The following is a 19,516-nucleotide window of genomic DNA, read 5'->3' as shown; positions in this document are numbered from 1 at the left end:
GCATCGACTGGCCGATCACGGCACGCAGCTTGCCGGTGAACGCGTTGAAGTGGCTGCCCAGAACAGTCAGCTCATCGCGCCAGCGACTGTCCAGGTTGTGCGTCAGGTCGGCTTCGCCGCTGGCGATGTTCTCCATGGCATTGACCACCTGCGCCAGTGGCGAGGCTATGCTGCGGGCAATCAGCAAGATCAGCGCGCTGAGCAGCAGGGCGATCGTCAGTAGAATGACGAAGGTCTGTACCAGCTGGCTGCGGAACTCGACTTGCACGTCGTCGATGTAGATGCCCGAGCCCACGATCCAGCCCCAGGGCTTGAACAATTCGACATAGGAAACCTTCTCCACCGGTGCGTCGGAGCCCGGTTTTGGCCAGCGGTAGTGCACCAGCCCGGAGCCGTCGCGCGTTGCCACGGTCACCATCTCGTCGAACAGTGCCTTGCCATCAGGGTCGCGGGTGCCGGCCATGCGCTTGCCCTCGAGCTTGGCATTGGGATGCATGACCATGCGCGTGTCGAGGTCTTCGATCCAGAAGTAGTCCTCGCGGTCGTAACGCAGGTCGCGCATGACCGCGCGGGCCTGTTGTTGCGCTTGCTCACGATCGAGCCCCTGGCTTTCCAGGTTCTGGAAGTGGCGCAGGATGCCGCTGGCCGTTTCTACCACATGACGGGTTTTCAGCGCCTTGGCCGCGTAGAGATCGTCATGGTTCTGCTTGAGCATCAGGCCAGCGAGAATCAGCAGCATCAGGATGGACGTCAGCAGGATCAACCATAGGCGGCGGCTGATGGGAATATTGCGCAGGCCGAGCATGGGCAACTCCAGAAGGGGGCGGAAGAAGGGGCAGCCGGACGCAGCACGTGCGTCCGGCCAACGGCTCAGAGCGCGTAGTGCGCCAGCTCGCGGGCGATCAGCAGGCGCTGGACCTCGCTGGTGCCTTCGTAGATCTGGGTGATGCGCGCATCGCGGTAATAGCGCTCTACCGGGTAGTCCTCCAGATAGCCGTAGCCACCATGGATCTGCAGGGCGCTGGAGCACACGCGCTCGGCCATCTCCGAGGCGAACAGCTTGGCCTGGGACGCTTCTGACAGGCACGGTTGCCCGGCGCTTTTCAGGCGCGCGGCATGCAGCACCAGCAGGCGGGTAGCATTGAGTCGGGTGTGCATATCGGCGAGCAGGTTGGACACGCTCTGGTGCTCGATGATCGGCTTGCCGAACTGTACGCGTTCGCGGGCATACCCCAGCGCGGCCTCGAAGGCGGCGCGAGCGATGCCCAGGGCCTGGGCGGCGATGCCGATGCGACCGCCTTCCAGGTTGGACAAGGCGATGGCCAGGCCCTTGCCGCGCTCGCCCAGCAGATTGGCCTCGGGGATCATGCAGTCATTCAGGGTCACCGCGCAGGTATCGGAAGCCTTGATGCCCATCTTGTGTTCGCTGCGGTCGACCACGAATCCGGGGTTGTCGGTCGGCACCAGGAAGGCCGACAGGCCCTTCTTGCCCAGCTCCGGATCGGTGACGGCGAAGACAATCGCCAGCCTGGCGCGCCTGCCGTTACTGACGAACTGCTTGGCACCGTTGAGTACCCACTGGCCGTCGCGCAGTTCGGCGCGGGTACGCAGGTTGTGTGCTTCGGTGCCGGCCTGTGGCTCGGTCAGGCAGAAGCAGCCGATCGCCTGGCCGCTGGCCAGAAGCGGCAACCAGCTGTCTTGCTGGGCCGGGCTGCCATATTTCAGCAGGGGGCCGCAGCCCACTGAATTGTGGATGCTCATCAGTGCGCCGAGGGCACCGTCGCCGGCCGAGATTTCCTCCACGGCCAGGGCATAGGCCACATAGTCGGTGTAGCTACCGCCCCACGTGTCCGGCACGACCATGCCCAGCAGGCCCAGCTCACCCATCTGCGCCACCACGGTGTCATCGATCCAGCCTGCCTTCTCCCAGGCCTGGGCCTGCGGTCCGACCTCGCTGCGGGCGAAGTCGCGTGCCATGTCGCGGATCATGCGTTGTTCTTCGGTCAATTCGATATCGTGCATTGCGTTGTCTCCTGCTGGTCAGGCGATGCGAAGGGGAGGGCTGGAGGCGGGCCGGAAGTCGCTGAAAAAGGCCTGCACCCGCGTGGGTGCCAGCTCTGCCAGGGTTGGCGGATTCCAGCGGGGGCGCTTGTCCTTGTCGATGATCAGGGCGCGTATGCCCTCCATCAGGTCGCCCTTGTCGAACCACTGGTCATCCAGGTGCAGCTCCAGGGCGAAGCAGTCGGCCAGGCTCAGGTAACGACCGCGACGCAACAGCTCCAGGGTCACGGCCATGGCCAGTGGCGAGCGGCTGTCGAGCAGCGCGACCGTCTGCTCGGCCCAGTCACGCAGTTCGGGACGCTGCTCGCGCTGCAGGGCGGCGCGAATGGCCGGTACATCGGGCAGGGCGAAGTATTCATCGATTGCCTGGCGATAGGCCTTGAGTTCCGACCCGGCTATTCGCTCGGTGGCCAGGCCGTCGAGCAGGTCTTGCAGGTCTTCTTCGGGCGTGCTGGTCCATGTCATGTAGTCCAGCACGGCATCCAGTTCGGCCAACTGCCCGCTGGACAGGCAGTAGTCGGCCAGATCGGCATAGAGGGCATCGGCGGCGCGAATCTGGCCGCCTGTGACCCCCAGATAGATACCCAGCTCACCCGGAAGGCGAGGCAGGAAGTAACTGCCGCCGACGTCAGGGAAAAAGCCGATGCCGACTTCCGGCATGCCCATCCGGGTGCGCTCGGTGATCACCCGCAGCGAGGCGGCCTGGGCCAGGCCCATGCCGCCGCCCAGGACAAAACCATCGAGCAGCGCCAGCACCGGTTTGCAGTAGCCATGCAGGTACTGGTCGAGGGCGTACTCCTCCTTGAGGAAGCGCTCGTGCAGGTTGTCGCCGGCCTTGTGGCTGTCGTACAGCATGCGGATGTCGCCACCGGCGCAGAAGGCTTTTTCCCCGGCGCCACGGATGGTCACGGCGACGATCTCCGGGTCCCGTTCCCAGGCCGACAGATGCTGGTACAGCTGCGTCACCATGGGCAGGTCCAGGGTGTTCAATGCGCTCGGTCGATTCAGTGTCAGGTGGCCGATGCGGTTGCGCACACTGGCCAGCACCGGGGCTTGCTGCTCGCTCATGTTCAGGCTTCTCCGCGGAACAGTTTGATGATCGCGGAGAAGTCCAGGCCGCCATTACCTTGCAGGCTGAAGGTCTGGTACAGCTGCTGGGCGGCGGCACCGAGCACCACTGGCTGACGCGCATGTTTGGCGGCTTCAGTGGCAAGGCCAAGGTCCTTGAGCATCAGGTCGGTACCAAAGCCGCCGCTGTAACCGCGCGAGGCCGGAGCATTTTCCAGCACGCCCGGGAACGGATTGTTGATTTCCGAGCTCCAGCAGCGACCGGTGGACGTGCCGATGACACCGGCCAGCACCTTGGCGTCCATGCCCAGGGCCACACCCAGGGCCATGGCCTCGGCAACGCCGACCATGGAAATGCCGAGCAGCATGTTGTTGGCGATCTTGGCCACCTGACCGTTGCCTGTTGCGCCGCAGTGCACGATGTTCCTGCCCATGGCTTGGAGAATCGGCAGGGCCTGGTCGTACACGCTGACCGGGCCGCCGACCATGAACGTCAGGGTGCCTGCCGTCGCGCCGCCGGTGCCGCCGGAGACCGGCGCGTCGAGCATCGGGTTGCCTTGGGCAAGGGCGAACTTGGCCACCTCGCGGGCACTGAGCGGGTCGATGGTTGAACTGTCGATCAACAGCACGCCTTGGCCGATATTAGCCAGCAGGCCGTCCTTGCCGCGATAGACCTGCTTCACGTGCTCGGCGGTTGGCAGCATGGTGATAATCACCTCGACCCCGGCCTTGGCCACGCCGGCAGGCGAGTCAGCGGCGCTGGCGCCGGCCTCGACCAGGGCGGCGACGGCTTGCGGGAACGGATCGAAGACGGTCAGGCTGTGGCCAGCCTTGAGCAGGTTGCGGGCCATTGGGCCGCCCATGTTGCCCAGGCCGAGAAAACCGATATGCATGATGACTACCTTTTCTTTTGCGAGTGGGGGAGGCGCTGCTGCGCATCGACCCGTAATGTCGGGTATTGCACCGTTCAACTCCGGCCGGCCGACGCTGGGCGCCGGCCGGCAGGGATCATTTCAGGGTGATGGTGGTGTTCACTGCGCCGCCGGTGTCGTCCTCGTCGAACCAGCGCTGTGTGATCGTCTTGGTCTGGGTGTAGAAGGTCACCACTTGCTTGCCGTAGGGGCCCAGGTCGCCGAGCTTGGAAGCGCGGGAACCGGAGAAGGAGAACAGCGGCACCGGTACCGGGATCGGCACGTTGATGCCCACCTGGCCCACGTCGATTTCTTCCTGGAAGTGACGGGCCGCCGCGCCGGAGCGGGTGAACAGGGCGGTGCCGTTGCCATTGGGGTTGGCGTTGATGATCTCGATCGCCTCGTTCAGGCTGGCGGCGTGCATGACGCACAGCACCGGGCCGAAAATCTCTTCGCGGTACACCGACATTTGTGCAGTGACGCCGGAGAAGATGGTCGGGCCGACGAAATTGCCGTCCTGGTAACCAGGCACGCTTGGGTTGCGCCCATCCAGTTCGAGCTTGGCGCCTTCCGTGACGCCGCTGGCGATCAGGCTGTTGACGCGATCCAGCGCCGCGCAGGAGATCACCGGACCGATGTCGGTGCCAGGCTCGGTGCCGCCATTGATCTTGAGGGTTTTGGTCCGCTCGATCAGGTCCGGCAACCAGGCCTGCGCTTCACCCACCAGGATCACCACCGGCAGGGCCATGCAGCGCTGGCCGGCGGCACCGAAGGAGGCGCCCAGCAGGTTGTTCAGCGTCTGCTGTTTGTTGGCATCGGGCAGGACGATGGCGTGGTTCTTCGCGCCCATCATGCACTGTGCGCGCTTGCCGTTCTGGGTGGCGCGGTTGTAGACATGGGTGCCGACCTTGGTCGAGCCCACGAAGGACACGGCCTTGATGTCCGGGTGGTCACAAATCAGGTTCACCGCATCGACGCCACCGTGGATGACGTTGAGCACGCCCTTGGGCACACCCGCTTCCACAGCCAGTTCCACCAGGCGCATGGTCACCAGTGGGTCCTGTTCGGACGGCTTGAGGATGAAGGTGTTGCCGGTGGCGATGGCCATCGGGAACATCCACAGCGGGATCATCGCCGGGAAGTTGAACGGGGTGATGCCGGCGCACACGCCCAGCGGCTGCATCAAGGTGTAGGTGTCGACGCCGTTGGCGACGTTGTTGGCCAACTCGCCCATCTGCAGGTTGCCAATGGCGGTGGCGTGCTCGACCACCTCCAGACCGCGGAACACATCACCTTCGGCATCGGGCAGGGTCTTGCCCTGTTCGGCGGTGAGCAGGGCGGCCAGTTCCTTGATGTTCTCGCGGATCAGTTGCTGGTATTTGAAGAAGATCCGGGAGCGGGCGCCGATCGGCGTCTTGCGCCAGGTCTTGAAGGCTTCCTTGGCGCTGGCGACGGCGGCGTCCATTTCTTCTGCGGTGGCGAAGGGCACGCGAGCCAGGACTTCCTGAGTGGCCGGGTTGACCACGTCGCGCCACTGAGTGGTGCGCGATTCGACGAACTCGCCGTTGATCAGGAGCTTGACGCTTGGAACGATGGAAGAGGTCATTTTCGGGTCCTGCCTGCTTTCTTTGGGTCGAGTTAAGCCCCTCGGCCAGATTGGCCGAGCGGTCGGATTTGAATTCGGAGGGGCCGGCGTACCGGCCCCGGTTCAGCCCTTGAGCTGAGGGAAGTCTTCTTCGAAGTACTCTTGGGCGCCGCGCGCGTCGCTCTGACGACGCTGGGTTTCCATCTGCCGCAGTTCTACCCGGCGGATCTTGCCGGAGATGGTCTTGGGCAATTCGGTGACGAACTCGATGCGTCGTACCCGCTTGTAGGGCGCCAGGTGCTCGCGGGCGAAGGCGAGGATGTTGCCGGCCAACTCGGCGCTCCCGGTTTCGTCATGGGCCAGGATCAGGAACGCCTTGGGCACGGCCAGGCGCACGGGGTCCGGGCTTGGCACCACGGCCACTTCCATCACCGCCGGGTGCTCGATCAGCGTGCTTTCCAGCTCGAAGGGGCTGATACGGTAGTCGGAGGCTTTGAACACATCGTCGGCGCGACCGACAAAGGTGATGTAGCCATCGGCGTCGATCTGCGCGGTGTCGCCGGTACGGTAGTAACCGTCGCGCATCACTTCGGCGGTTTTTTCCGGGCAGTCCTCGTAGCACAGCATCAGGCCCAGTGGTCGCACGTCCAGCGGCAGGGCCACTTCACCCTCATTGCCAGGTACGCCATCAGGGTCGAGCATGGTCACCCGGTAGCCCGGCAGTGGACGGCCCATGGACCCCGGCTTGAGCGGCTGACCGGGCGTGTTGCCGACCAGTGCTGTGGTCTCTGACTGACCGAATCCGTCGCGCAGCGCAAGGCCCCAGGCATGCTGGATCTGCTCGATGATTTCCGGGTTGAGCGGCTCACCGGCGCCCACCAGCTCGCGCAGGCGCAGGCGATCCTTGATACCGGCCAGATCCTCCTGGATCAGCATGCGCCATACGGTAGGCGGAGCGCACAGGCTGGTGACGCCGTAGCGTTCCAGAGCGCCGAGCAGGGCAGGGGCGCTGAAGCGCGCGACATTGTGGATGAAGATGCAGGCGCCGGCGTTCCACGGCGCGAAGAGGCAACTCCAGGCGTGCTTGGCCCAGCCCGGTGACGAGATGTTCAGGTGCAAGTCACCCGGCTGCAGGCCGATCCAGTACATGGTCGAAAGGTGGCCGACCGGGTAACTCTGGTGACTGTGCAGCACCATCTTCGGCTTGGAGGTCGTGCCGGAGGTGAAGTACAGCAGCATCGGGTCGGTGGCCAGGGTGCGGCCCTCGACTTCGAACTGTTCGCTGTGTTCGCTGGCAGCGCTGTGCGGGGTCCAGCCTGCGGGGGCCGGGCCAACGCAGATGCGGCTGCAGCCTTCGCCCAGGCCGTCGAACTTGTCGACATGAGCGGCGCCGACCACCAGATGACGCACATGGCCACGCTCGATGCGATCACGCAAGTCTTCAGGGGTCAGCAGGGCGGTGGCGGGGATGACCACGGCGCCGAGCTTGAAGGCCGCCAGCATGGTTTCCCACAGGGCGACGTCGTTGCCGAGCATCAGCAGGACGCGTTCGCCGCGGCGTACGCCAAGGGCGCGCAGGTGATTGGCCACCTGATTGGAGCGCGAGGCCAATTGCTGGAAACTGTAGCGTTGTTCGCTGCCGTCTTCTTCGACTATCCAGAGTGCGTTGGCCTGGTTGCCCTGTGCCATTGCATCGAAGTAGTCCAGGGCCCAGTTGAACTCGGTCAACTGTGGCCAGCGGAAATCACGCACGGCTGTGGCGTAATCGGTGCGGTGCTCCAGCAGGAAGTCTCGAGCGGCGAGGAAAGGTTGGCAGTGGCTGTTCATTGGAGTCTCCCGAGACCCGTGCGGGTACTTGATGGCAAGGAGACGGCGGTAAGCATGAATGTCTTCACGATGGGTGCCCTTGTTTGTTTTTATTGGGTCTGAGCCGGTGCATGACCAGGCGGTGAAACCGAGTATAGGCATGCAAAAATCAAATAAGAATGCTCATAAAAACCGGTGCGTTGTGCAAAAAAATCATGGTTTTCCCGCGCCGGTCGGGAGCCGCCTGCATCCTCGGAAATTGGACGCGGCCCCCGACTGGCGGGGCTGTTTACCAGAGCGGCAGGGTATAGCTGAGGATCAGGCGGTTCTCGTCGAGGTCGCTACCGAAGTGAGAGGTGCGCACCGTTGCATTGCGCCACTTGATACCGACGTTCTTCAGGGGTCCGTCCTGCACCACGTAGCCGATGTCGGTATCGCGTTCCCATTCGCGGCCGTCGGGCTTGCGTGCACCCAGATCGATGTTGTCGCCCGACAGGTAGCGGGTCATGAAGGTCAGGCCGGGAACTCCGAGCGCAGCGAAGTTGTAGTCGTAGCGCGCCTGCCAGGAGCGTTCGTCCTTGTTGGCGAAGTCACTGATCTGCACGAAGTTGACGAGGAACGCGTCACTGCCGTTGACGTAGGCGAAACCGGTATCGCCGCTCATGCGCTGGTAGCCGATACCGAAGGCATGGCCACCGAGGGCGTAGGTGAACAGCGCGCCCAACGCAGTGTTGTCGATGTTGCTGCTGCCGTCGTCGGTGGAGCGGGCGTAGCGCAGGTCGCTCTTGAGCGACTGCCCTTCGCCCAGCGGCAGTACCTGGACCAGGTTGAGTTGGTGTTGGTGGTAGAAGTTGTCCAGGCCACCGTAGCTGTAGCTCGTGTTCAACCGGTCGTTCCACTGGTAGGCCAGGGTGGTGAAATCGAAGGCATTGCTGCGCGCCTGGCTGCTGACGATGCCTTTGGCGCCCGTGGTGGTGATGCCCATTTTCTCGTAGTCCGAGGAGTCACGCTGGTTGACCCGGTCCAGGTGCCCGGCATCGATGGTCAGGCCCTTGATCTCCTGAACGTTCAATTGGCCACCGCGAAAGGTTTGCGGCAGCAGGCGCGAGTCATTGGCCAGCAGCACCGGTAGCTTGGGTGTCAGGGTGCCGACCTTGAGCACACTGTTCGAGGCCTTGAACTTGGCGGTCAAGCCCAGCTCGCCGTATTCATCCTTGGCGCGTCTTGGCGCCTGGCTTTCGCGTTTGAGCAGGCCGGAGCCGGCGCGATCGGGGCTGGAATCGAGCTTGAGGCCAAGCAGGCCGAGGGCATCGAGGCCGAAGCCGACCGTGCCGTTGGTGTAGCCGGATTCGTAGCGCAGCAGCAAGCCCTGGGCCCATTCCTCTTGTTTGGACTGGGCGGCACCCGCCTGGCGATAGTCACGATTGAAGTAAAAGTTGCGCAACTCCAGTTTGGCCTTGCTGTCTGCCAGGAAGTCCGCGTGGGCTTGGGTGGCAAGGCTGCTGCCAGCCAGGAACAGGGTGAAAAGAGTGGGTTTCATTGCATGCCTCTTGTTGTTATAGGCAAGCCGTTCCCGCACCGGCCGGGGCCGGTGGAGGGAGGGCTCTGTGGCGGTGCCCTGCGCCAGGTGGCGCAGGGCGTGAGTAAAAAAGCGCGAAGCAAAGGAGCGCACTCGCGCTCGGAGCCGTTGGCCCCGAAAAACTGTGGCGTCAGTGACCGCTGGCCATGGCTGCGCCCAGGCCGGTCTGGGCGCGGACGAACTGGTCGGCAAAGGCGGCACGCTCGCGGTCGGCGCGCTCGCTACGGTCCAGCCTGGACACCAGCACGATGACCAGGAACGCCAACGGCATGGAGAACAGCGCTGGCTGGTCGTAGGGGAAGATCGCCTGGGCATGGCCCAATACACCGACCCATACCGACGGAGAGCCGATGACCAGGGCCAGCGCGCTGACCAGGCCGGTCAGGCCACCGTAGAGGGCGCCACGGGTGGTCAGGCCCCCCCAATACATGGCCATGATCAACACCGGGAAATTGGCCGAGGCGGCTATGCCGAACGTCAGGCCGACGAGGAAGGCGATGTTCTGGCCCTCGAACAGAATGCCCAGGGAAATCGCGACAATGCCCAGACAGACAGTGGCGATGCGAGATACGCGCATTTCCTGCTTCTCGTCGGCATTGCCCTTCTTCAGGACCGAGGCATAAAGGTCGTGGGAGATGGCCGAGGCGCCCGCCAGGGCCAGGCCGGCCACCACTGCAAGGATGGTGGCGAAGGCCACGGCGGAGAGGAACCCGAGAAACAGATTGCCGCCCACCGCCTTGGCCAGGTGCATGGCCACCATGTTGCCGCCGCCGATCATGGCGCCGCCGAGCTTGCCGTCGACGTAGTACTGCGGGTCCGTGCCGACGATGACGATGGCGGTGTAGCCCAGGATGCAGACGACGAGGAAGAAGAAGCCGATGAACACCGTGGCGAACAGCACCGATTTGCGCGCCTCCTTGGCATTGGGCACGGTGAAGAAACGCATCAGGATGTGCGGCAGACCGGCGATGCCAAAGACCAGGCCAAGGGACAGTGATACCGCGTTGATCGGGTCGGCCAGCAAGGTGCCCGGGCCCATGATCTTCACGCCGCTGGCGTGCACCGCCACGGCCTGTGCCGACAGCGTTTCGAAGCTGAAGCCGAAGCGGCTCAGGGCCATGATCATCAGGGTCGTACCGCCCGCCAGCAGCAGGACCGCCTTGGTGATCTGCACCCATGTGGTGGCGAGCATGCCGCCGAAGATCACGTAGACCAGCATCAGCAGGCCGACCACCACCACCGCCGTGCGATAGTCGAGGCCAAACAGCAGCTTGATCAACTGGCCGGCACCGACCATCTGCACCACCAGGTAGCAACACACCACCGTCAGCGAACCGAGGGCGGCGAAGCTGCGCACACGAGTCTGGTCCAGGCGGAAGGAGACGATGTCGGCGAAGGTGTAGCGGCCCAGGTTGCGCAGGCGCTCGGCCATCAGGAAGGTGACGATGGGCCAGCCGACGAAGAAGCCGATGATGTAGATGAAGCCGTCATAACCCTTGGTGAACACCAGGCTCGAGAGGCCCAGCAAAGTGGCGGCAGACATATAGTCACCGGCGATCGCCAGGCCATTCTGGAACCCCGTGATACCGCCACCGGCACTGTAGAAGTCGGCAGCGGAACGCGTGCGGCGTGACGCCCACCAGGTGATCAGCAACGTGGCGAGGACGAAGACGAAGAACATGCCGATGGCATGCACGTTGAGCGGTTGCTTCTCGGCGGTGATGGGGCCGGCGTTGGCCAGCAGGGGGCTGAGGGCGAGCAGGGTGATCAGGCGTTTCATGCGCGGGTCTCCTTGAGGATCTGCGCGCTGAGCGCGTCGAAGCGGGTGTTGGCGGTGTGCACGTACCAGGCGGTCAGCAACCAGGACAGCAAGATGATTGCCACGCCAATCGGCATGCCGAGGCTGAGGTGACTGCCGTCGTACAGCGGCAGGTGCAGCCAGGCAGGGGCGAAGGCCACCACCATGATGAAGCTGTAATAGACGGCCAGGACCGCGCCGCTCAGTGACCAGGCCAGCAGCGAGCGCTGGCGGGTGAGGTGCTGGAACTTGGGATTGGCCCTGACCTGGGCGCAGGTCCGGGCGTGATTCGGATGGTCATTCGTCATGGTGAGGCTCCGCATTTTAATTGTTTTTGTTTGTCGGCCTTTTCAGGGGCGTACGGGTACCCGAGCGACGTCCCGAAGCGGGGCGTCACCTGAATGCTGCTGGAGTCATTGCCTCCCTGGCGATCTTCCCGATGCGAGGGGAAGGTGGAATGTCACAGGAATCGCGCCTGTACGGTGCTCACTGCACGAGCCCTCGGCGGGCAAAAATCCGGGCGTGATGTCGCTGCCGCGCAGCGGCCTGTTTTCGGTTTGATAGGCGACGTTTCGCCCTGCATTCATGCAGTAAGTCCTGATTGAGTTGGGGACCTTGCTGGCTGGCAAACGGTGCTGTTCAAACCAGGCTGAATGCGAGTATATGGTTGCAAATTTCCAATATGTATTGGCAGAAAAGCCTAATGAATATGCAAAAACGCACAACGAACAGTCAGGTGAATTGGGACGATATGCGCTTCTTCCTCGAGGTCGCCCGTGCCCGCACCGCCAGTGGTGCCGCACGCCGCCTGGGGGTGGACTACACCACGGTGTCGCGGCGCATCCGTGCCCTCGAGCAAAGCCTGGGCGCTTTGTTGTTCGAGAAATCCCGAACGTCGGGCTTCGTCCTGACGGTCGAGGGGCAGCACCTGATCAGCCACGCCGAAACGTTGGAGAGTACGTTGCTGGCAGCCTGCGAGCAGGTTTGCGGAACCACCGGCGGGCTCGCCGGGCACCTGCGCATCGGCTGTACCGAAGCCTTCGGTTCCTGCTTCATCACCACGCAGATGAGCCACTTCATCATTCACTATCCGAACATCTCGGTGGACATCCTGCCGGTCCCGCACTTCGTCAACCTGTCGCGGCGCGAGGCGGACATTGCCATCACCCTGGAGCGGCCCGAGCGTGGTCCCTACGTGTGCTCGCGTCTGTGTGACTACCGCTTGCGGCTGTATGCGACACCGGGGTACCTGGCCAATCATCCGCCGATTACCAGTAGCGAGGACTTGGCGAGTCACCCGTTCGTGACCTATGTCGAGGACCTGGCCTTCAGCTTCAAGTTGCTCTACCTGAACGACCTGCTGCCCGGCGCGCAAAGCCGCCTGCGCAGCACCAGCGTAGTGTCCCAGTACCATGCGGCGCTGGAGGGGCGCGCGCTGGCCATTTTGCCCTGCTTCCTCGCCGGTCCCGATCCGCGCTTGTGTGAAGTGCTGCCGGAGGAAGTCGAGGTCACACGACAGTTCTGGATGTACTACAGCGAGGATCTGCGCAAGCTCAAGCGCATCACCCTGGTGGCCGACTACCTGCGCGCCTGCGCGGAGCTCAATCATCCGCTGCTGATGGGCGAGTCGCGCGTGATGGCGTACCTGCCGTCGCCATGAGTCGCCACACCCGTCGGCAGCCAGCCGGCATGCGCCCGGCGACGCGCCGATTACGGTCCGTCGTGGGCTTAAAAAAACCTTTACGAAGGTTCATTGGCACCGGATGATCCCGGTCCAGCAAAAGCATTAACCCGACCCTAAAAAAATAAAAACAGGTGTCTCTATGCTTCTCGACCATGCGTTGTTAACCGATGTCAGCGGCAAGCCGATACGCCAGCACCACAAAAATTTTTCAACCGATTGGGATGAAATCAGCGACTGGTCTGATCGCGTTTATATGCCCTATCGTGTGTCCCCCAAAGGGCCTGCCATCAAGCCGCACGCAACCATGCATTCATCCCGGATTGGCGAGTTGACGCTGACTCGTTTTGGCTATGGCGTGGCGGTGAGCGTCAATGATTTTTCGCCCGAAGCGGGGAATGCATTACTGCTCACGACCATTCGCGGCAATGCCCGGCACTGGACGCAGCGTTCAGTCACTGAAGACACGACGGTGGGTGAATCCTTCATTGCCGATTGCAGTCGCGTCGATTACCGGGTCGACCTTGACCCGGATCACCTGCAATTGAATCTGACCATTCCTCATGCACTTTTGGAGCGCATGGCACAGCAGTGGTTTGGGTTCGTGCCCGATGATCGGTTCTGGAGACACAAGTGCGTCATCGGTGGGGTCGGCTCAAGCTGGCTAAGTCTGCTGGAGTACGCGGTTCGTTGTGTTGCCGAGGCGTGTGAACACATGGCTGAGGGACGTATGGGGGCTCATCTGGAGCAGGTCCTGTGCGTTCATTTGTTGCGAGAGTGGGCAGGTCACGCCGCGCAATCAGGACTTGATTTCAATAGCCCGATTAATCGGATTGCACCCCGTTATGTCAGGGCTGCCGAAGAATTCATGAGTGCCAATGCAGCGAGTCTCCCGACGATGACAGAGGTTGCCAGTACGGTCGGGACCAGTGTGCGGGCATTGAGTGGGGCCTTCTCGCGATTTCGAGGCATGACGCCCGGTGCATTCTTGCGCGAGCAGCGGCTACAGGGGGCACGCCGCGATTTGTTGGCGACGGATCCGGAGTCGGGCATGACAGTATCTGCCATCGCCTTCCGGTGGGGTTATCTAAACCTGGGTGAATTCGCGGGCACCTATCGCAAGCGTTTCAGTGAACTGCCCTCGCAAACCTTGCAACGCCGACTGTGCTAGCGATTGACGCAAAAAAGGGCACCGAGAGAGACATCAAAGCCACTCTCGGTGCCCGGCAACCCAGTCATTTGCTGCGGGTCAGAACACCCACAACAGCCGTAGGTTGACCCGCTGTTCTTCCTTGAAGCCGTTGTCGACCGACACGTCCTGGCCGTAATTGAGCAGGGCCTGGAACGTAGGAGTCACCCAGTAGGATCCTCCGACGCGATACTTGCTGGTGTCGGGTTCATCGTTCTGATCCTGACCGTCAACGCGTGTCTCACCACCCCAGAGTTGAGACGCACCGACATGCACCGACAGCTTGGGTGTCACGGCGTACCTCAGGTAGGTCTGGGCTTGCCATAGCGGCTTCTGGCGCAACGTCAGGCCTTGACTCGACAGGTCGTCATTTTTGCCAAACAGGGTGACGTCCGCGGTGAGGTCCAGAGACAATTTTTCAGTGAGGCCGGTCACATAGCCCGTCTGCAATGTCATCTTCCAACGGTTTTCGCCAAGGTTGAGTGCATCGTTTCGGTCATAGCTACCGGTAGGCACGAACAGGTAGGGCGCAATGCCCCAGTAACGGTTTTTCGCCGGATCATTCACGAGCCACAGGGTGGACGCCAGGATCAAATCGCCCGTGCCACTGGTTTGTCCCAACGCGTCGTTGTCACGTGTTCCTTCCAGGCGACCGAATGGCAACAAGAACTGCGTATTGATCGTGTAGTCACCTAGTTGTTGGTAATTCGCGACGCGCAATATGCCGATATCCGAGTCGAGTCCCGCTTTGATCGCAACCTTGTGACCATCGCTGTAAAGCGACCGCCGTTCGGTATGCTGGAGGTATAGCAAGCCGATATTGCTGCCGGCCGCAAGCGCAGCGGCGTATTCGCCAGCGTCCACATCGATGGCTTGGGCGTTGCCCGCCAGAATGGCCAGCAGGAGGCCGGCACTGATCGTTGAAGTGTCAAATGCGCATACTGTGGACCGAGCGCGCGCAGGGGTACGTGTGGAGATCTCCATGAGTCACCTGTTTTGTTTTTGTTGGTTTCGCAGAGGGGGAGAGTTTTCTTGCGCCATCGCCTGGAGCCCCTTGGGGGCTCTCATGCGACTTGAATCGAATCAGGTGGTCAGGTTGCGGTAGGCCGTCGTTTCGAAATCCAGATAAGCGTTGGTCGAAACAGGGTCTACGAAGGGCAATATCTGAGTGGCCCAAAAACCACCGATGCCATTCTTGCGGTCGATCCAATAGAAAAGATTGGCCAACCCAGCCCACGCCAAAGAGCCGGCGGGACGACCGGTGGGGGCGTCTTGTTCGTTGATCATGAAACTCAACGCCCACGACTTTGGCATGCCCGGGAAAAATTCCGCAGTGTGGGAAATACTCGGAATCACGCAGGGAAGGGCTTTTATTTTCAGGTTGTCGAGCCCGTTTTTCTCCGCGAAAGAAATCGTCTCCGGCTTCAGAATCCGTCCGTGATCACCCTGTCCATCGTTAAGCCAGGCACGGATAAACAGGCAATAATCCTTCACTGTCGAGAACAGGCCATGGCCTCCCATGTGCACTTCGGGTTCCTGCGGGAGGATGAAGTCCTCGACGGCAGTCAGCGATCCATCCTCTTCACGCTGGTGCATGCAAGCCCGCCGCTGGAACATCGACGGGGTCATGCTAAACGCGGTATCGGTCATGCCCAGAGGCTCGAAAATCCGCTGCTGCATGACTTCACCCAGACGCTTGCCGGTAATGGCCTCGACCACCAGGCCGGCCCAGTCCATGTTGGAACCGTATTCCCACTGTTCACCAGGCTCAAACAGCAAGGGAGTCTTCAGTGCAGCCAACGACCCGCTGATGATGCTGGGTTGTCGTTGTTCCTGGACCAGCCTGTTGTAGTGCTCGTTGAAGAACTCGTAACCCAGGCCTGCCGTATGAAGCAGAAGCATTCGAGTGGTGATGTGTTTTTTGGGGAGGCGAAGCCGTGGGGTGCCGTCGGCATCAAACCCGTCGAGCACCTTGAGTTCACCGATCATCGGCACGTAGTCCCTGGCGGGCGCATCGAGATCCAGTCGGCCTTCCTCGACCAACTGGAGTACTGCCGTGGCGGTTATCGCTTTGGTCGTGGAAAACATGGCGAAAACGCTGTCGGTCGTCATTGCCTCAGCGTGACCGAGCGTTCGTTGCCCTGAAGCACCCTCGTAGAGCAAACCGTCTCGCCCGGTTATTGCTGCGACGACGCCTGGGACGCGTTGTGTGCCTGCGGTGACGGTATCGAGCAGGTGGTTGAATGAAGATGTAAAACCCGGATTCATTATTCTTATTCTCCTTGAACCCAACCATGGTGCGCTCGGCTAGAGCCTATGGCGGGGTGTGCAGTGGCAGGACTGATTGAGCCGACGTGAAGCAATGGGCGTCGGGCCAATGGAGAGTAAAAAAATAAAACCTGAGGGTTTGTCGGCTGCCGGCAGAGGGTGTCGGAATCCGGCATTTATTTGAGGGGCGCGCAGGTGGATGCTCTAGGCCGTTATCCGCTCGACGCGTAAGCCGGCGTGATGCGCGCGGCTATCGGTTCAGCAGAGGTGCCAGCAGCGCGCACATGCCGCGCCAGTGCGAACCCTCCCAGTAAACCCGTTGGCAGGCGTCGCAGCGCAGGAAATGTGAGTAGAGGGTGGCAATGCGTGGCGGCACCTGCAGTCGGGCCAGTTCAGGGCTGATCTCGTGCAGCGGCAGGTTGCAATGCAGGCACAGGCTGAAGGGCCGCGCACTGCGCGCCAGGTCGAGGCGCTCGTACAACTCGCGCAGTTGCAGCGACGGTTTCAGGGCATGTATGTAACAGCCGTGGCTGATGATCCGCCGCTTGAGCAGTTCGCGGTCGCGGGTCAGCACGATGCGTCCTTGCTGCGCAGCGATTTCGGCGATTTCGCTATCCTCGAAGCCATTGTCGTAGAGGGTGTCGAAGCCGCTCATGCGCAGCAGGCTGGCCAGCCCGCCAAGGTGCGCATCGGCGACGAAGCGCAGCACCCGTAAAGGCTGCGCACGAACCTTGAGCAGAGGGCTGATGTCCAGCGCTTCGAACTTGGGATACACCGCCAGCCGGTCACTGTCGAAGATCGCCCGTTCAAATCCGACCGACTCGCCGTTGAGCAGCACCAGTTCAACCTCCGTGTGCGGCACGCCGAGCGCCTCGATCATGTGCTTGACCGTCGCCCCTTGCGCGCATTCGCAGGTGAAGGACTGCCGCCGCCGTTCGGCCGGCAGGAAATCGTTGAGCTCCTCGTAGAAGCGGAAAGTTGCACGGGTCATGTTGGATAGTATGGCAGGGCTGAAGGATGAGCGAGTTGCGAAGGGCAGCAGGCGACCCATAGCGGAGATCTGAATATCTGGCCGCTCGCGTAAGAGATAAGGCCGTAAGATGTGTGCTTCATTGCCGATCAGGAAATCGCCATGTCACCGAACAAGGCTTGCCCGGTCATCCTCTCCAGTATTCCAGGCACACACATCCTTCTGTTCCGCCATCCAATAGCAGGCGTACAGCTGGTCAAAGGGACAATCGAGACAGGTGAAACTCCAGCTCAGACCGCTCTGCGTGAATTAAGCGAAGAATCAGGCATGGAAGGCGCCTCGGTTGTCAGCGATATGGGCTGTTGGGACGCCGCGCATCTCGACCAGATATGGTCATTTCAACTGTGTTACACGCAGGCACTTTTGCCGGAACAATGGACTCATCACACGCTCGATGACCATGGTCACACCTTCAGCTTTTTTTGGGCTCCGCTCGATGATTTGCCGTTTGCCGACTGTCATCCGGTCTTCCATCGAGCATTACGGTACCTGACTGCCACACTGACAGCGCAAGGTTATGTATTGGCTCATGATCAAAGCACAAACATATCACCCGAAGCTCCGACTTGATGTTCGCAAGCGGCTTTGGAGTGGATGCTTCTGGCCGATTGCTGCCTTTCGTGAAGGGCAGTTACCGGCCAGTAGCGGACATTCGGTATGTCACGAAACTAAGGGCTGCTTAACCCTCTGTGCATGGCACGTAAAGTTGATGTTTATAATCATCGGTGTTCAGCAGGACTGCGCCACATCAGCACGGCCAAAATAGCTGCAGCGATGATACTGGGCGCAAGTAAAGCGATGCCGAAACTAAGCGGATGAACACCGAAAATCATGGCCGCAGCTGCCACCATTCCGCACAACAGGCCGACCATCAGCCTGACCTTGCTTCTGAATCTGGGACGCGACCACAGTAGTCCAAAGTAGATACGCCACCCCGAATAAACCCCAAGCCAACCGCACACTACCATTGGGAGTATCAGCGGAGTCGAGAAATCGCCTTGTAACAAAGTCGCGATTGAAACCATCAGCCCCATAACACCGAATAATGCAGCAAACGCCGTCGGTGGAACCATTACAAACAACGCCATTGTAGTGAGCAAAACCCTACGTTTTGTGAGAGGGGGCACTGGCCGACTCCTGTTGGCTCTATGACCGAAAAGGATAGTCACGATATTCGATTGCAGCTATACGCGATCCAGCTCTCGGCCAAGAATTGGAATGCAGATTGTCCGCAATGGTCGATTGCTGCCCGTCATGACAGGCAGAAATCGGCCTTACCGGTCACTTCTGTGTGTGGTCTGTGTCGGCAATGGACCAAAGCGGAACCGGTCGAATGGCAGCTTCCAGCCGATTTCTGTGTCACAACGGGCTGCTCCTGGTCGATTGCTGCCTGCCACCAAGAGCCGCTATCGCCAAGTATCGTCCACACGACGGACAAGTGAGGGCAAGACCGAAGCCCTATAGCGCTCAACATTGTAATCTCACACGTGGTCCGCAACACTCCGGAAACAGTTCTACTTTTTTCCCGGTGCTCATTTGTTTTTAGACAGAACGTAGAGTCTTTACTATCGTGAAGGAAGTCAGCAGTCACCTTGCTAGTACTATCCATTTGGCGTTCGCATCACTCTGATGCTCAGCATTTTTTCAAGGAGGAACGATGGGACGAATACTGGCAATCATGGTGTTAGCGTTATCAACAAACATTTATGCTGACGACTGGGGGAAATTCTCTGGGCCACTAAGAGTTGAGTTTCTGCACTCCAAACACGATATAAAGCTGTTAAGCGACTTTGGGTACACAGGTCCTGGGCCTCAGAAACTCTTTTGGCTAGCGCCAAAGGGCACTGTTACAGATGGTGCTTCGATACCTCAGGTAGCCTGGTCTGTCGTGGGTGGACCACTCGACGGGCAGTACCGCGACGCCGCAGTTATTCACGACGTAGCGTGTGTAAACAAAAAAAGAAGTTGGCGGCAGACTCATTTAGCCTTTTACACTGCCATGCGAGCGGCAGGTGTTGATGTCATAACCGCAAAAACAATGTACGCAGCGGTTTACCACTATGGGCCGCGGTGGGCGGAGCCTACCCACATCTTGCTACCACGGACCAAATCAGTGCTAGTTACCTCTGACATCGATAAAATCAACGCTGATCTTCCACTCGGGAAAAAGGCAGTATTGATAAACGAAGGACGGACTATTAGAAGAACCGTATCCACTGGCCTCTTAAAAAACGAACAATTAGAGGAAGTAGTTGGTGCAGTACTTGAGGTTCGTGAGCAACAACCCGAATCATCAAAGGAAGCTTTTGAAAAAATGGCAAAGGAGATCAGAGACAAAAACCTGAGCCTCACTGAAATCGAGAATTTACCAGTTGTTGATAATTGATTAAATTGCCCTTGATATCGCAGACACAACAAGTACTGGTTTCCAACAGCTATCTGCTTTTCGAAAAAACAAATCCGTCCCCTTTTTTCCCTGATGTTGCTGTAGCGCCTGCCAAACCGCCTTCGCGAGCAGGCTCGCTCCCACAATGGTTTTG

At 60.7% G+C, this 19,516-nt stretch carries 16 protein-coding genes and 1 pseudogene; 4 read left to right on the top strand and 13 right to left on the bottom strand.

The features are described from left to right. Positions 1–31: 31 nt before the first annotated feature. The 9 genes and pseudogenes from ACLD1X_RS24800 to ACLD1X_RS24760 form a co-directional block, all read right to left on the bottom strand. Positions 32–715 (bottom strand): annotated as a pseudogene (locus ACLD1X_RS24800) (cache domain-containing protein); the annotation flags it as partial. 155 nt (positions 716–870) lie between these two features. After that, positions 871–2,022: an acyl-CoA dehydrogenase family protein gene (locus tag ACLD1X_RS24795; protein ID WP_429372236.1), complete on the bottom strand. Its 1,152-nt coding sequence runs from the start codon at positions 2,020–2,022 to the stop codon at positions 871–873. A gap of 18 nt (positions 2,023–2,040) precedes the next feature. Further along, positions 2,041–3,129 carry an enoyl-CoA hydratase/isomerase family protein gene (locus tag ACLD1X_RS24790; protein WP_429372234.1) on the bottom strand — a complete coding sequence of 363 codons (1,089 nt, stop codon included), beginning with the start codon at positions 3,127–3,129 and terminating at the stop codon, positions 2,041–2,043. Between the two features lie 2 nt (positions 3,130–3,131). Further along, positions 3,132–4,022 carry a 3-hydroxyisobutyrate dehydrogenase gene (gene mmsB, locus ACLD1X_RS24785; RefSeq protein WP_429372232.1) on the bottom strand — a complete coding sequence of 297 codons (891 nt, stop codon included), beginning with the start codon at positions 4,020–4,022 and terminating at the stop codon, positions 3,132–3,134. A gap of 115 nt (positions 4,023–4,137) precedes the next feature. Continuing rightward, positions 4,138–5,646 carry a CoA-acylating methylmalonate-semialdehyde dehydrogenase gene (locus ACLD1X_RS24780; protein WP_429372230.1) on the bottom strand — a complete coding sequence of 503 codons (1,509 nt, stop codon included), beginning with the start codon at positions 5,644–5,646 and terminating at the stop codon, positions 4,138–4,140. A gap of 102 nt (positions 5,647–5,748) precedes the next feature. Continuing rightward, a complete protein-coding gene (locus ACLD1X_RS24775) occupies positions 5,749–7,452 on the bottom strand; it encodes an AMP-binding protein (RefSeq protein WP_429372228.1) in 1,704 nt (567 codons plus the stop codon). Between the two features lie 268 nt (positions 7,453–7,720). Then, positions 7,721–8,971 carry an OprD family porin gene (locus ACLD1X_RS24770; RefSeq protein ID WP_429372226.1) on the bottom strand — a complete coding sequence of 417 codons (1,251 nt, stop codon included), beginning with the start codon at positions 8,969–8,971 and terminating at the stop codon, positions 7,721–7,723. A 169-nt stretch (positions 8,972–9,140) separates the two neighbouring features. Then, entirely contained in the window at positions 9,141–10,790 is a 1,650-nt protein-coding gene (locus ACLD1X_RS24765; protein ID WP_429372224.1) for a cation acetate symporter, read from the bottom strand. Beyond that, the gene (locus ACLD1X_RS24760) at positions 10,787–11,116 is read right to left on the bottom strand and encodes a DUF485 domain-containing protein (RefSeq protein WP_429372222.1); all 330 of its coding nucleotides are present in this window, start codon (positions 11,114–11,116) and stop codon (positions 10,787–10,789) included. The genes ACLD1X_RS24765 and ACLD1X_RS24760 overlap by 4 nt, the downstream gene beginning before the upstream one ends. A gap of 401 nt (positions 11,117–11,517) precedes the next feature. On the opposite strand from ACLD1X_RS24760, the gene ACLD1X_RS24755 reads away from it, so the two are divergent. Beyond that, a complete protein-coding gene (locus ACLD1X_RS24755) occupies positions 11,518–12,468 on the top strand; it encodes a LysR family transcriptional regulator (RefSeq protein WP_429372352.1) in 951 nt (316 codons plus the stop codon). Positions 12,469–12,631: 163 nt separating this feature from the next. After that, the gene (locus ACLD1X_RS24750; RefSeq protein ID WP_429372220.1) at positions 12,632–13,660 is read left to right on the top strand and encodes an AraC family transcriptional regulator; all 1,029 of its coding nucleotides are present in this window, start codon (positions 12,632–12,634) and stop codon (positions 13,658–13,660) included. Between the two features lie 78 nt (positions 13,661–13,738). Here the strand turns inward: ACLD1X_RS24750 and ACLD1X_RS24745 are convergent, their stop codons facing one another. From ACLD1X_RS24745 to ACLD1X_RS24735, 3 genes are all read right to left on the bottom strand, one after another. Further along, on the bottom strand, positions 13,739–14,662 hold the full coding sequence (locus ACLD1X_RS24745) for a transporter (protein ID WP_429372218.1): 924 nt from the start codon (positions 14,660–14,662) through the stop codon (positions 13,739–13,741). Between the two features lie 99 nt (positions 14,663–14,761). Beyond that, the gene (locus ACLD1X_RS24740) at positions 14,762–15,946 is read right to left on the bottom strand and encodes a serine hydrolase domain-containing protein (protein ID WP_429372216.1); all 1,185 of its coding nucleotides are present in this window, start codon (positions 15,944–15,946) and stop codon (positions 14,762–14,764) included. Positions 15,947–16,196: 250 nt separating this feature from the next. Next, complete coding sequence (locus tag ACLD1X_RS24735; RefSeq protein WP_429372214.1) at positions 16,197–16,937, bottom strand: Mut7-C RNAse domain-containing protein; 741 nt, start codon at positions 16,935–16,937, stop codon at positions 16,197–16,199. A 141-nt stretch (positions 16,938–17,078) separates the two neighbouring features. Here ACLD1X_RS24735 and ACLD1X_RS24730 point away from each other — a divergent pair, with 141 nt between their 5' ends. After that, on the top strand, positions 17,079–17,546 hold the full coding sequence (locus ACLD1X_RS24730) for an NUDIX hydrolase (protein ID WP_429372212.1): 468 nt from the start codon (positions 17,079–17,081) through the stop codon (positions 17,544–17,546). Positions 17,547–17,695: 149 nt separating this feature from the next. Here ACLD1X_RS24730 and ACLD1X_RS24725 read toward each other — a convergent pair whose 3' ends face one another. Then, positions 17,696–18,103 (bottom strand): hypothetical protein, encoded by a 408-nt coding sequence (locus tag ACLD1X_RS24725; RefSeq protein WP_429372210.1) that lies wholly within the window; start codon positions 18,101–18,103, stop codon positions 17,696–17,698. A gap of 530 nt (positions 18,104–18,633) precedes the next feature. Here ACLD1X_RS24725 and ACLD1X_RS24720 point away from each other — a divergent pair. Next, a complete protein-coding gene (locus ACLD1X_RS24720) occupies positions 18,634–19,362 on the top strand; it encodes a DUF1353 domain-containing protein (RefSeq protein ID WP_429372208.1) in 729 nt (242 codons plus the stop codon). Positions 19,363–19,516: the final 154 nt, after the last annotated feature.

It is taken from the genome of Pseudomonas sp. 18173 (genome assembly GCF_050432945.1).
GTDB lineage: Bacteria > Pseudomonadota > Gammaproteobacteria > Pseudomonadales > Pseudomonadaceae > Aquipseudomonas.
This window is presented reverse-complemented; position numbering and strand designations above follow the sequence as displayed.